Origin of the sequence: Pseudomonas sp. NFR09, assembly GCF_900111535.1 — a bacterium.
GTDB lineage: Bacteria > Pseudomonadota > Gammaproteobacteria > Pseudomonadales > Pseudomonadaceae > Aquipseudomonas > Aquipseudomonas extremorientalis.
The window spans coordinates 132,878-144,687 of the sequence record NZ_FOIH01000008.1 but is presented as its reverse complement, the minus strand read 5'-3'; the positions used below and the strand labels follow the sequence as shown (position 1 = coordinate 144,687).

Annotated in this window: 11 protein-coding genes and 1 pseudogene; 8 read left to right on the top strand and 4 right to left on the bottom strand. The window is 63.4% G+C overall.

Going from position 1 to position 11,810, the window contains the following annotated elements; genetic code table 11:
• Positions 1–135 precede the first annotated feature (135 nt).
• Together BMX59_RS18730 and BMX59_RS18725 are read right to left on the bottom strand one after the other, a co-directional pair.
• Positions 136–378: a hypothetical protein gene (locus tag BMX59_RS18730; protein WP_058426121.1), complete on the bottom strand. Its 243-nt coding sequence runs from the start codon at positions 376–378 to the stop codon at positions 136–138.
• 51 nt (positions 379–429) lie between these two features.
• Positions 430–1,506 carry an aldo/keto reductase gene (locus BMX59_RS18725; RefSeq protein ID WP_092244472.1) on the bottom strand — a complete coding sequence of 359 codons (1,077 nt, stop codon included), beginning with the start codon at positions 1,504–1,506 and terminating at the stop codon, positions 430–432.
• A gap of 131 nt (positions 1,507–1,637) precedes the next feature.
• Here BMX59_RS18725 and BMX59_RS18720 point away from each other — a divergent pair, with 131 nt between their 5' ends.
• The 6 genes from BMX59_RS18720 (at position 1,638) to BMX59_RS18695 (ending at position 6,745) form a co-directional block, all read left to right on the top strand.
• The gene (locus BMX59_RS18720) at positions 1,638–2,315 is read left to right on the top strand and encodes an ABC transporter ATP-binding protein (protein ID WP_093124496.1); all 678 of its coding nucleotides are present in this window, start codon (positions 1,638–1,640) and stop codon (positions 2,313–2,315) included.
• Positions 2,312–3,103 (top strand): ABC transporter permease, encoded by a 792-nt coding sequence (gene fetB / locus BMX59_RS18715; RefSeq protein WP_071492141.1) that lies wholly within the window; start codon positions 2,312–2,314, stop codon positions 3,101–3,103. The genes BMX59_RS18720 and fetB overlap by 4 nt, the downstream gene beginning before the upstream one ends.
• A gap of 113 nt (positions 3,104–3,216) precedes the next feature.
• Positions 3,217–3,837: a glutathione S-transferase family protein gene (locus tag BMX59_RS18710; RefSeq protein ID WP_092244478.1), complete on the top strand. Its 621-nt coding sequence runs from the start codon at positions 3,217–3,219 to the stop codon at positions 3,835–3,837.
• A 91-nt stretch (positions 3,838–3,928) separates the two neighbouring features.
• Positions 3,929–4,849: a LysR family transcriptional regulator gene (locus BMX59_RS18705; RefSeq protein ID WP_093124493.1), complete on the top strand. Its 921-nt coding sequence runs from the start codon at positions 3,929–3,931 to the stop codon at positions 4,847–4,849.
• Positions 4,849–5,733: a LysR family transcriptional regulator gene (locus BMX59_RS18700; protein ID WP_093124490.1), complete on the top strand. Its 885-nt coding sequence runs from the start codon at positions 4,849–4,851 to the stop codon at positions 5,731–5,733. The genes BMX59_RS18705 and BMX59_RS18700 overlap by 1 nt, the downstream gene beginning before the upstream one ends.
• 79 nt (positions 5,734–5,812) lie before the next feature.
• Positions 5,813–6,745, top strand: coding sequence for a pyridoxamine 5'-phosphate oxidase family protein (locus tag BMX59_RS18695; RefSeq protein ID WP_093124487.1), 933 nt, complete (start codon positions 5,813–5,815; stop codon positions 6,743–6,745).
• A 174-nt stretch (positions 6,746–6,919) separates the two neighbouring features.
• Here BMX59_RS18695 and BMX59_RS18690 read toward each other — a convergent pair whose 3' ends face one another.
• Positions 6,920–8,407 (bottom strand): aldehyde dehydrogenase family protein, encoded by a 1,488-nt coding sequence (locus BMX59_RS18690; RefSeq protein WP_093124484.1) that lies wholly within the window; start codon positions 8,405–8,407, stop codon positions 6,920–6,922.
• 236 nt (positions 8,408–8,643) lie between these two features.
• Between BMX59_RS18690 and BMX59_RS18685 the strand changes: the two genes are divergently transcribed.
• Together BMX59_RS18685 and BMX59_RS18680 are read left to right on the top strand one after the other, a co-directional pair.
• The gene (locus BMX59_RS18685; RefSeq protein ID WP_093124481.1) at positions 8,644–9,813 is read left to right on the top strand and encodes a p-hydroxyphenylacetate 3-hydroxylase oxygenase component; all 1,170 of its coding nucleotides are present in this window, start codon (positions 8,644–8,646) and stop codon (positions 9,811–9,813) included.
• A 57-nt stretch (positions 9,814–9,870) separates the two neighbouring features.
• A pseudogene (locus BMX59_RS18680) lies at positions 9,871–10,350 on the top strand (flavin reductase family protein); the annotation flags it as partial.
• A 32-nt stretch (positions 10,351–10,382) separates the two neighbouring features.
• On the opposite strand, the gene BMX59_RS18675 reads toward BMX59_RS18680, so the two are convergent.
• Positions 10,383–11,705: an alginate export family protein gene (locus BMX59_RS18675; RefSeq protein ID WP_093124475.1), complete on the bottom strand. Its 1,323-nt coding sequence runs from the start codon at positions 11,703–11,705 to the stop codon at positions 10,383–10,385.
• Positions 11,706–11,810 lie beyond the last annotated feature (105 nt).

Sequence of the window (11,810 nt, the reverse complement as noted above, 5' to 3'; positions counted from 1 at the left end):
AAACCTTTTCCGCTTCAAGGTGGGGAGTCGTAGAAAAAGAGAGTGTTGCAGTGTCCTGGGCGCAGCCCTTTCCGCGGAAGGTGGCGTAGAGAGCGCCAGGCGGGAAATATAGGCAGTGCCGCGCTCGTTTGCAAATCAGTGTTGCGCGTCTGGCGTGTGATCAACCCAATGGGTCTTGATCCCCTTCGCCCACGCCACCGTGTAGAAACAGCTCAGCAATACAATCCCCCACTGTTCGGCATTGATGGATGACCAGAACCAGAACGGCTGGCCCGCCATGCCGAACAGGCAGGCGTAGCGGCGCACTTTCAAGCGTTTGCTTTGGCTGAACCAGATGGCAACGACGCCGAGGGCGGCGATCATGATTTGGGCAATCACGGGGGCTCCTTGAATGGGAAAAGGCAGCCTTGGCGCAAGGCTGCCAAGGCATTACTTGTCCTTGCGCGCATCCATGGTCTTTTGATGCTCAGCCAAAAACGGCTGCTCCGCCGGATCAAAGCGGTCGATCCCGGCGGTAAAGCGATGCCAGTATGGGTATAACGGCTGGCGGCGCGTCACGGCTTCGATGCGTGAAGCTTGTTCCTGGGTCAGTGTCAACTCAGTCGCAGCGAGGTTGTCGCGCAGGTGCTCTTCGGTGCGGGCGCCGACGATCAGCGACGTGATGCCCGGTCGGTCCTTGAGCCACGCCAGACACGTGCGGGCTACCGACACGCCATGTTCGTCACCGACGGCGGCAAGGGTTTCGATGATGTCGAGCGCACGCTCCTGATCGTGCACATAGGGTTCCGGCCAGCCACTGCCCTGGCGGGTGTTGGCGGGCGGCTTGTGACCCCGACGGGTAGACCCGGTCAACAGGCCTTCGCCCATCGGGCCCCACACCAGTGTGCCCACCGACTGGTCCAGTGCCAGTGGCAGCAGTTCGTACTCGGCTTCGCGGGATTCCGGGGTGTAGTAGATCTGCTGGGTGACAGGTTTGAGCATGCCGTGCAGTTCGGCCTTGCCCAGGGTCTTCATCATCTGCCAGGCGGTGAAATTGCTGGTGCCGAAGTAGCGTATTTTCCCCGAACCTACCAACAGCCGCAGCGCTTCGAGGGTTTCCTCGATGGGGGTCATGCCGTCCCAGTTGTGCAGTTGATAGAGGTCGATATGGTCGGTGCCCAAGCGTTTCAGGCTGGCTTCGCACGCGCGAATCAGATGGTAGCGCGAAGAACCGGAGTTGTTGGGGTTGTTGTCCACCGGGCTGCGGCCCTTGGTGGCCAGCAGGATATCGTTGCGTTTGGCGCCCAAGGCTTTGCCGACGACTTCCTCGGCCAGGCCATGGGAATAGAGGTCGGCGGTGTCGACCATGTTCACACCCGCGTCGAACGCGATATCGAACATGCGTTTGGCCTGGGGGACGTCCACCGATCCGCATTGTTCAAACTCGGCGCGACCGCCGAAGGGCACGGTGCCCAGGATGATTTCGGATACCAGCAGGCCGGAATGGCCCAGTTGTCGGTATTGCATGTCGCCTCCTCGGTAACGTTGAATCTAAAGCTCTGAGCCACACCGGATGCGATAGTTTGAATTTTTTGCATGAAATCCTGGCGAGTGTGCCTCACCATTGCATCATCCGGATTGAGAGGAACACCGCGTCCATGAGCGCACTGATTGAAACCCGCGCCCTCACGCGCCTGGACGAGCGTCGCCAGGTGCCGTTGCTCCAGCCCACCGATTTCAGCCTGCAGGCCGGCGACCGGGTGTCGATCACCGGCTCATCCGGCTCCGGCAAAAGCGTATTCCTGCGCGCACTGGCGTTGCTGGATGCGCCCACGTCCGGGCAGATCCTGTGGAACGGCGAGCCGATCGGCAACGCGCAGATTCCTCACTACCGCTGCCATATCAGCTACCTCTCCCAACGTCCGGCGCTGCTCGACGGTACGGTGGAAGACAACCTGCGTTTTCCCTACAGCCTCAAGACCTCGCGCAAGCGCAGCTTCGACCTGGCGACGGTGACCGCACTGCTGGGCCACGCCGGCAAGACGCCGGACTTTCTGGCCAAACACGCAGCCGACCTCTCAGGCGGTGAGTCCCAGGTGGTCTCGCTGATCCGCACCCTGCAACTCAAACCCGAAGTGCTGCTGCTGGACGAGCCCACTGCCGCCCTCGATCCCACCTCGTCCCGCGAAGTGGAAGCGCTGATCGACGCCTGGTTTGCCGAGGACAGTTCCCGTGCCTGCATCTGGGTCTCCCACGACCTGGACCAGGCCCGGCGCATGAGTGACATCCACTTGCAGATGAGCGCCGGTGTACTGAGCGGAGTGGCCCAGCCATGAATTACCAGAACCTCACCGCGCTGGACATGGGCATTGCCGCCTCGCTGATCCTGATCAATGGCGCGCTGTCGCTGCTGTTGCGCCTGGGCCTGGGCCGCCAATTGCTGTGGGCGGCGGTGCGCACGGTGGTGCAACTGCTGGCCATCGGTTACCTGTTGGGCTGGGTCTTCGAGTTCGCCTATTGGTACGTGGTGCTGCCGCTGATGTGCGCCATGACCCTGATCGCCGGTCTCTCCGCCGCCGGGCGAGGACGGCGGACTTACCGGGGCCAGCGGGTCGACAGCATCCTGTCGGTATGGGGCAGCTCATGGCTGGTCACCGCCGTGGGCCTGTTTGCGGTGATCCGCATCCACCCCTGGTACGAGCCGCAATACGCGATCCCGATCCTTGGCATGATCCTCGGCAACACCCTGACTGGGGTCTCCCTGGGTATCGAACGCATGACCCAGGAACTGACCTCGGGGCGCAACACCATCGAAATGATCCTGGCCCTCGGCGGCTCACGCTGGGAGGCCGCGCAGGATGCCATTCGCCAGGCGGTGCGCGCCGGGATGATCCCGACGCTGAACCAGATGACGGTGGTCGGCATCGTCAGCCTGCCCGGCATGATGACCGGGCAAGTGCTGGCGGGAGAAAGCCCGGTGGACGCGGTGCGCTATCAGATCGTGATCATGTTCCTGATTGCCGCGTCGTCGGCGTTGGGTACGGTGGGGGCGGTGTTGCTCACTTACCAGCGGTTGTTTTCTGCGAGCCATCGGTTTTTGCGGGACAGACTCGAGGAACGCTGAGCGGTATTGTTTCACTGGGTGAAATGCTCGATTGTAGAGCGTGGTGATTCCAACGTCAGGGGCCAGCGGTAGAGCATGTGCGGCGTTGCCATCCCATTCTCTTGGAGCCTTTCATGATCAAACTCTACGGTTTTCCGTTGTCCGGCCACTCTCATCGGGTCGAGCTGATGTTGTCCCTGCTGGGCTTGCCCACGGAATTTATCCTGGTGGATCTCAAGCAAGGCGCCCATAAGTCCTCGGACTATCTGGCCACGATCAACAGCTTCGGCCAGGTGCCGGCGATTGATGACAACGGCGTGGTGTTGGCCGACTCCAATGCGATCCTGGTCTACCTGGCCAACACCTACGGCAAGGGCCAGTGGCTGCCGGGTGATGCTGTGGGGCAGGCGCGGGTGCAGCGCTGGCTCTCGGCCGCCGCCGGTCAACTGCACGTCGGGCCCGCGTCGGCGCGGTTGGCCACGGTGTTTGGCGCGGACATCGATACCTGCGTCGCCATTGCCCGTTCCCACGCCTTGCTGAAACTGATGGAGACGCAACTGAGCCAAAACCGCTTCCTGGCCGGCGAGCAACCGACCATCGCCGATGTCGCTTTCTACACCTACACCGCCCATGCGCCGGAAGGCAATGTGTCCCTGGCCGACTACCCTCAGGTGCGTGCCTGGCTCGCCAGCATCGAAGCACTGCCGGGATTTGTCGGCATGCCACGCACAGCCGTGGGCTTGCAATCCCACTAACGCGAACCCCGGTTGTGGTCACTGAGCCTGTTGTGGCAGGCGAGCTTGCCACAGGGGAATAGCAATATGCAGTTGCTCGAGAGGAGTGCCGATGGACCGATTTCATGAAATGCAGGTGTTCCTGGCGGTGGCCGAGGAGGAGGGTTTTGCCGCCGCCGCACGCCGCCTGAACACCTCGCCACCCAGCGTGACCCGGGCCATCGCCGCCATGGAGGAACGTATCGGCACCCAACTGCTGGCGCGCACCACCCGCAGCGTGCACCTGACCGAAGCCGGCCAGCGTTACCTGGAGGATTGCCGGCGTATCCTGGCAGACCTCGATGAAGCCGAAGAAGCGGCGGCCGGCAGTTACTCCATCCCCTGCGGCCACCTGACGGTCACTGCGCCAGTGCTGTTTGGCGAGCTGTATGTGGCGCCGGTGCTGGGGGAGTACCTGGACCGCTTTCCGTTGGTGAACATCAATGCCTTGCTGGTCGACCGCGTGGTCAATCTGGTCGACGAAGGCGTCGATGTCGCGGTGCGTATCGGTCATCTGCACGAGCCGGGCCAGCAGGCGATCAAGGTCGGCGAAGTGCGCCGGGTCGTCTGTGCAGCGCCAGCCTATCTCGACCAGCACGGGCGACCGGAGCACCCGTCGCAGTTGCGTGAGGCCAAGATCGTCACGTCATCGTCGAGCCAGCTGGTGAGTGGCTGGGAGTTTGTCGACGCCGGCCAACCCTTGTCCGTGCCCATCGAACCGCGCCTGGTCGTTACGGCAAACAATGCCGCGATCAACCTGGCGCGCCTGGGCTGGGGCATGACGCGGGTGCTGTCCTACCAGGTCGCAACGGCGGTGGCGGCGGGCGAGTTGGAGATCGTCCTTCAAGCGTATGAGGCCGAGCCGTTGCCGATCCAGGTGGTGTTCCAGAAAAGCGGCCGCGTGCCGGCCAAGGTCAACACCTTTGTCGACTTTCTCAGCCATCGCCTGGGCCAGGACGCCGCCCTGAACCCTGCGATGAAACGGCGCGGTTGATGGAGCGCTATCGCGATATGCAGTTGTTCGCCGCACTGGCCGGACACTCGAGCCTGGCCGGCGCCGCGCGCAGTGCGCAGGTGTCCGGGCCGACACTGGTCCGTGCGGTGGCCCGCCTGGAAGCGCGCCTGCGCGTGCCATTGCTTGAACGCAGCACGCAGGGCGTGAGCCTGACCGACGCCGGCAACGCGTACCTGGCCGATTGCGTGCGCCTGCTCGCCGCCGTGGACGCCGCCGAAGCCTCGGCCAAAGGCTTGCATGTGCAGGCCCAGGGCAACCTGCGGGTGTTTTTGCCCTTTCTGTTCAGCGCTCATGTGATGGCGCCGGTCTTGGCCGACTACCTGGACCGTTATCCCGAGGTGAGCCTCGCGGCGCACTACCACGACTATTATCCCAACCTGCACGAAGAAGGGCTGGACGTGGCGATCCTCGTCGGTGAGTTGCCCGACTCGTCGTTGATCGCGCGGCCGGTGGGGCAGGTGCGGCATATCCTTTGCGCCAGCCCCGGTTATCTGGCGATTCACGGTGAGCCTCAACGCCCGGACGACCTCCAGCACCATCGGCTGATCGCCACTGCCGACCAGGTGCATTGGGATTTCCAGGGCTACCCACTCAAGGCCCGTGCGCGCCTGGGCTGCGCCACGGTGCAGGGCGCGATCAATGCGGCGGTGCATGGGGCGGGGGTGATTCGCTGCCTGAGTTACCCGGTTCACGAGCATGTGCAGAGCGGGCAATTGCGTCGCCTGTTGCCGGGTTTTGAACAGCCACCATTGCCCGTGCACGTGGTGTACCGCGAAGGCCGCAACGCACCGATGCGCGTGCGCAGCTTTGTCGACCACTGCGTGGCGGCGCTGCGTGAACACCCGGCATTTCAACTGGCGTAACAGTGGATTGCCTGGCGTGGTGATTCCCTCGGTGGCGGGCAGGGCGCAGCATCGGGCTATCCAACATGAGGTGCTTGCCATGAACCTGATCGAACCATCGCCCTGGCATGCCGGTGAACGGCACATGCAACAAGCAGTGGGGGTCGCCGAGCGCATGGCCGTGGTCGGGCCCAAGGTGATCCGTGATCATTTGCCCGAACAGCATCGGGATTTCTACCCTTTGTTGCCGTACCTGATGCTGGGTGTGGTGGACGAGCAAGGCATTCCCTGGGCGACGCTGCTTGAAGGCGCCCCGGGCTTTGCCCACTCGCCGGACCCGCAGACCTTGCAGGTCGACAGTCTGCCGTCGGCCAACGACCCGGCTCGCAACGCCTTGCGTGAAGGTGCATCCATCGGCCTGCTGGGCATCGACCTCAACACCCGCCGCCGCAACCGCATGAACGGGCATATCGGTGCGCTCGATCACGAAGGCTTTTCGGTCGACGTGGTGCACACGTTCGGCAACTGCCCCAAGTACATCCAATTGCGGCCGGTGGATGCCATCGCACGCAAACCCGGCAGCGTGGCCGAACGTTCCAGCAGCCTGGATGACGCGGCCCAAGCGCTGATCCGCAATGCCGACACCTTCTTCGTCGCCAGCTACGTCGAGGTGGATGGCCAGCGCTCGGTGGACGTTTCCCATCGCGGCGGCAATACGGGTTTTGTGCGGGTCGAAGGCAACGTGCTGACCATCCCCGACTTTGCCGGCAACCTGTTCTTCAACACCCTGGGCAATCTGCAGGTGAACCCGGTGGCGGGGTTGTTATTCATCGATTTTGAATCGGGGGATGTGCTGCAGGTGGCCGGGCGCACTTCACTGATCCTCGACGGCCCGCAAGTGGCGCTGTTCGAGGGCGCCCAGCGCTTGTGGACCGTCACCGTAGAGCATGTCGTACGGCGCCCGGCGGCGTTGGCGTTGCGGTGGCAGTTCGCGGAGTTTTCGCCGTTCAGTCTGGCGATGGGGAGTTGGTAGCCAACACCCCTCGATGATCCCGATATGTTGCGGGATGTTGAACCGCCGGATTGAACAATTGCTTTGGTGGGTTTTCTGTGGCGAGCGGGCTTGCCACAGTTGCAGTGTCCGCCCCAATTGGGAGGGTATCAGCCAGATATGGCCGGTTTTCAAAGGCCTTGAAAGAGCTGACCCTCAGTACCGAATCATCACCGACTTGAGCTCGGTGTAATCCTCGATGAATGCACTGCCAAACTCCCGGCCAACCCCCGAAGACCGACTGCCCCCAAACGGCACGGCCGGGTCGAGCAGTGTGTGCATATTCACCCACAATGTGCCGGCCTTGATCGCCGGCACCATGCGCAGGGCCTTGCCTAAGTCGTTGGTCCACAGGCTGGCGCTGAGGCCGTAGGGGCCGTTGTTCATCAGCGCGAGCAGCTCCTCTTCACTGTCGTAGGGCAGGAAGGTCGCGATGGGGCCGAAGGTTTCTTCGTTGAGCAGGGTGTCGTTGATGCTGTTGGCGAGGATCACCGTGGGCTCGACGTAGCAGCCGGGGCGGTCGATGAGTTTGCCGCCGTGGATGATCCGGTTGTTTTCGGCGCGGGCCTGGCTGAAATAGCCGAGCAGTTTGAGTTGGTGCTGATGGTGGGTGACCGGGCCGAATTCGGTGCTTTCGTCCAGCGGCGAACCGATGGTGAGGCGGCTGAGGCGCTGGCTGAGTGTGTCCAGCACCGCGTCGATCTGCGAACGGTGCACGAAGAAACGTTCGGCCGCTGCGCAGATTTGCCCGGCGTGCAAAAAGCCGGCTTCGATGATGCCGTCCACCGCTTTCTCCACCTCCACGTCGCGCAGGAACCCGGCGGCGTTCTTGCCGCCCAGTTCCAGGGTCGCACGGGTGAGGCCGGCGCCCATGGCACTGCGGCCCACGGCGATGCCGGTGGGCACCGAACCGGTGAAGGACACCTTGTGCGTGCCGGGGTGTTCCACCAGGCCTTTGCCGACATTGCCGCCGCCTGTCAACACGTTGAGCACACCCGCCGGCAACCCCGCTTCGATGGCCAGCTCGGCGATGCGCAGGATTGTCAGCGGCGTGAATTCGCTGGGCTTGATGATAATGCTGCAGCCGGTCACCAGTGCCGAGGCGAGTTTCCAGACGGCGATCATGGTCGAGAAATTCCACGGCACGATGCCCACCACCACGCCCACCGGTTCGCGCAGGGTGAACGCGGTGTAGCGTTCGCCATTGAACGAAGGCAGCGACGGGGTGAGCGTCTGGCCGCTGATCTTGGTCGCCCAGCCTGCGTAGTAACGCAGGAAGTGCGCCGCCTGGTCGACCTCGAACGCGCGGGCAATCTGGATGATCTTGCCGGACTGACAGGTCTCGATCTGCGCCAGTTCTTCGCGGTTGCGCTCCAGCAGGTCGGCGAGTTTGTGCAGCACATTGCCGCGTGTCGCCGGCGCAGCCTGGGACCACAGTTCAAAGCCCCGGTTGGCGGAGTCCACCGCTGCATCGATATCCGCCAGGTCGGCCTCCGCCACGTGGGCGATCACTTCACCGGTGGCCGGGTTGGTCACCGCCAGCGTCTGGCTGGAATGGCCGTGGACGTTGACGCCGTCGATGAACAGCCCATGGGGGCGACGTAAAAACGCTTCGACGTGAGGCAACAGCGGGATATCACTCATGGCGGGTTCCTGGCAGTTCACAAAAGAAAACCCGAGGGTATCCAAGCCGCCCGCGCCTGGCTTGACTGTGCCTGCCAGGCGTCATGCCTGTGGCTGCCGCGCCTGTGAAAAGTACAACCTTGCCTGTGGAACGTGCATTTTCCACGCGCCCGACCCGTTCGATACTGGCCCTGCATCCAGCGCTGCTCCTCGACTTGGAGCGGCTGCCGGACTTCCAATAATAAGCAGGGCCGTCCATGAAAAAGCCAAATCCGCTCCTCGAAGACCTCAAGCCCCTCCTGCCCCAGATTGCGACAAATGCCACGCGTGCCGAACAGCAACGCCAGGTGCCGGATGAGAACATCGCCTTGCTCAAAAGCATCGGCCTGCACCGTGTCTTTCAACCCAAGGCCTTTGGTGGCCTGGAACTGTCGCTGCCCGAGTTCGCCGACTGCATCGCCTTGCTCGCCGGCAGTTGTGCCAGTACCGCCTGGGCCATGAGCCTGCTGTGCACCCACAGCCACCAACTGGCGCTGTTTTCGGCCCGGTTGCAGCAGGAAATCTGGGGCGAAAACCCGGATGCCACCGCCAGCAGCAGTATTGCGCCGTTCGGGCGCGTGGTGGAGGGCGAAGGCGGTGTGCACTTCAGCGGTGAAATGGGCTGGAGCAGTGGCTGTGACCATGGCGAGTGGGCGATTGTCGGCTGCCGCCGACAGAACGCCGAAGGCACCCAGGATTACTGCTTTGCCGTGCTGCCGCGCAGTGACTACCAGATCCGCGATGACTGGTTCGCCGCCGGCATGAAGGGCAGCGGCACCAAGACCCTGGTCATCGACAATGCCTGGGTGCCCGAGCACCGGATCCAGAAGGCCAAGGACATGATGGAGGGCAAGTCCGCAGGTTTTGGCCTCTACCCCGACAGCCAGATTTTCTACGCGCCGTACCGGCCGTATTTCGCCAGTGGTTTTTCCACCGTCAGCCTTGGCGTGGCCGAGCGCATGCTGGAGGTGTTCCGCGAAAAAACCAAAACTCGCGTGCGCGCCTACACCGGTGCCGCCGTGGGCGCGGCAACGCCGGCGTTGATGCGCCTGGCCGAGTCCACCCACCAGGTGGCCGCTGCCCGTGCGTTCCTTGAAAAGACCTGGCAGGACCACGCCGAACACAGCGCCGCCCAGCGTTACCCGAGCCGCGAAACCCTGGCCTTCTGGCGTACCAACCAGGCCTACGCCACCAAGATGTGCATCGAGGCAGTGGACCGCCTGTTCGCCGCCGCCGGTGGCAATGCCTGGTTCGAACACAACGAAATGCAGCGCCTGTTCCGTGATTCCCATATGACCGGCGCCCATGCTTACACCGACTACGACGTCTGCGCGCAGATCCTCGGCCGTGAGCTGATGGGCCTGGAGCCGGACCCGAGCATGGTGTGACCCGTTCTTCCACTACAACAATCAGGGCGTCCGTTCGAGGGCGCCCGGGAGTCTTGCATGCCTGACAACAGTCTTTTCGACCCACGGGCCTTTCGCCGCGCCCTGGGCAACTTCGCCACTGGCGTGACCGTGGTCACCGCCGCCACCGCGTCCGGGCGCAAGGTGGGCGTGACCGCCAACAGTTTCAACTCGGTGTCCCTCGACCCGCCACTGGTGCTGTGGAGCATCGATAAACGCTCCAACAGTCACGAAGTGTTCGAGGAGGCCAGTCACTTCGCAGTGAATGTGCTGGCGGCGGATCAGGTGCACCTGTCCAACAACTTTGCGCGCCCGCGTGAAGACCGCTTCGCCCTGATCGAGTACGAACCGGGGGAGGGCGGTTCACCGGTGTTCGCCGATTGTTCGGCACGGTTCCACTGCGAAAAATACCAGCAGGTGGACGGTGGCGACCACTGGATCATGATCGGCAAGGTGGTGGCCTTCGATGATTTCGGGCGTGCGCCGCTGTTGTATCACCAGGGCGCCTATGCCGAGGTCCAGGCGATGCGTCCCTGCGCGCCCGAGACGGTTCAGAACGGTACGGCGACCACCAACTGACTGTAGACATTGGTGCCGTTGCCACCGACCTGGTTGCCACCGGTCTCTGCATTCTTGTCGGGTGTGTAGAGACCCAGCAGCGGCGTGATGATCAGGTGCTCGTTCACCGCCCACTCGGCGTACAGGTCCAGCTCGCGACCGTCCAGGTTCAACTGGCCACGGGTGCTGACGGTCTTGTAGTCGAAGAACAGCGCACCCAGGGTGAGGTTCTCCAGCGGCTTGACCTTGAGCGCCAGGTGTTGCACGGAGGTGTTGGTGTTGTACGGGCCGGAGTAGTTGCCTGCCACTTCGCCCTGCACCCAGGTGCCGTAGCCACGGTTGAAACCGGCGAACATTGCATCCCAGTTCTTTGAATAGCGCGCGTAGCGGTAGGTCAGGTCCGGCGACCAGGGCAGGTCGACGAAGGTGTAGCCGCCTTCGGCGTAGCCGGCATTTTCCTGGCTGTCGCGGCGGTCCTGGCGCGCCAGTTCAAAGGCGAAGTGCGCGTTGTCGATACCGGCATTGCCGGCGCCGCGCAGGCTGTACAGGTTCATGCCTTTGCGCTGGCGCTGCACGTCGTTGGCGAAGCGCTCGTCCACATCGATCCCATGAATATACGTGAGCCCCAGAGTGCCCGGCGCGGCGCTGTACTCCAGGGTGCCGGCGGCCATTTCGGTCATGGCCTGGGCGGGGTTGTCGGACTTGATCCACATCAGGCTGCCATGCACGCCGTCCTTGCCACCGAGGCGGATCACCGCGGTCTTGTCGAAGGCATGGCGCGCGGCGATGTAGTAGGCGCCACCACGATTGAACTCGCCGTCACCCACGCCCTTGCCGAGATTGGGGCCATCGTCGTTGATCAGGAAACCGTCGCCCAGCATGATGATCTGCCGGCCGAACGACAGGTCCACGCCGTCCTTGCCCAAGGCCGGGAACAGCTCGCCCGAGCGCCAGCCGGCGAAGGCTTCATCGAACTTGGTGGTGCGCTCCTTGCCTGTGGTGACCCCGGAGGCATCGCCATCGCCCCAGGTGCCGGAACTCACCAGGTTGGCCGTGCCATACACGCCACCAAAGCGGCCCAGGCTCTGGTCGACGCTCAGGCCGTACTTGATGAAGGCTTCGCGCCAAGTGGAACCGCCGCTGCGCCCATCGTAGTTCTTCGGGCTGTTGAACATCCCGTACACGGCGAGGAAGTTGCCGGTGACGTGGGTGTCGGCATCGGCGTACAGCTCGACCGCCTGGGCCTGGCCCACCAGCAACGCAATCCCCAGGCCGACCGCCTGGCGCAGGCCGCGATTTTTCAGTGTGTGCTCCATTGTCATTGTCCCCAGCTTGGTTAAGAGTGAGGGCGCATTAGGGCGAGTGACGGGGGCCTGAGTCTTTTCTCTGCGTGCCAGGGAATTGACCGTGGCCGCCACGCC

Excerpts from the sequence above, each read along its gene's own strand:
- fetB (WP_071492141.1), top strand. The coding sequence starts at position 2,312 with ATGAATTACCAGAACCTCACCGCGCTGGACATGGGCATTGCCGCCTCG.
- BMX59_RS18685 (WP_093124481.1), top strand. The coding sequence starts at position 8,644 with ATGAAAAAGCCAAATCCGCTCCTCGAAGACCTCAAGCCCCTCCTGCCC.
- BMX59_RS18720 (WP_093124496.1), top strand. The coding sequence starts at position 1,638 with ATGAGCGCACTGATTGAAACCCGCGCCCTCACGCGCCTGGACGAGCGT.
- BMX59_RS18700 (WP_093124490.1), top strand. The coding sequence starts at position 4,849 with ATGGAGCGCTATCGCGATATGCAGTTGTTCGCCGCACTGGCCGGACAC.
- BMX59_RS18675 (WP_093124475.1), bottom strand. The coding sequence starts at position 11,705 with ATGGAGCACACACTGAAAAATCGCGGCCTGCGCCAGGCGGTCGGCCTG.
- BMX59_RS18690 (WP_093124484.1), bottom strand. The coding sequence starts at position 8,407 with ATGAGTGATATCCCGCTGTTGCCTCACGTCGAAGCGTTTTTACGTCGC.
- BMX59_RS18710 (WP_092244478.1), top strand. The coding sequence starts at position 3,217 with ATGATCAAACTCTACGGTTTTCCGTTGTCCGGCCACTCTCATCGGGTC.
- BMX59_RS18705 (WP_093124493.1), top strand. The coding sequence starts at position 3,929 with ATGGACCGATTTCATGAAATGCAGGTGTTCCTGGCGGTGGCCGAGGAG.
- BMX59_RS18695 (WP_093124487.1), top strand. The coding sequence starts at position 5,813 with ATGAACCTGATCGAACCATCGCCCTGGCATGCCGGTGAACGGCACATG.
- BMX59_RS18725 (WP_092244472.1), bottom strand. The coding sequence starts at position 1,506 with ATGCAATACCGACAACTGGGCCATTCCGGCCTGCTGGTATCCGAAATC.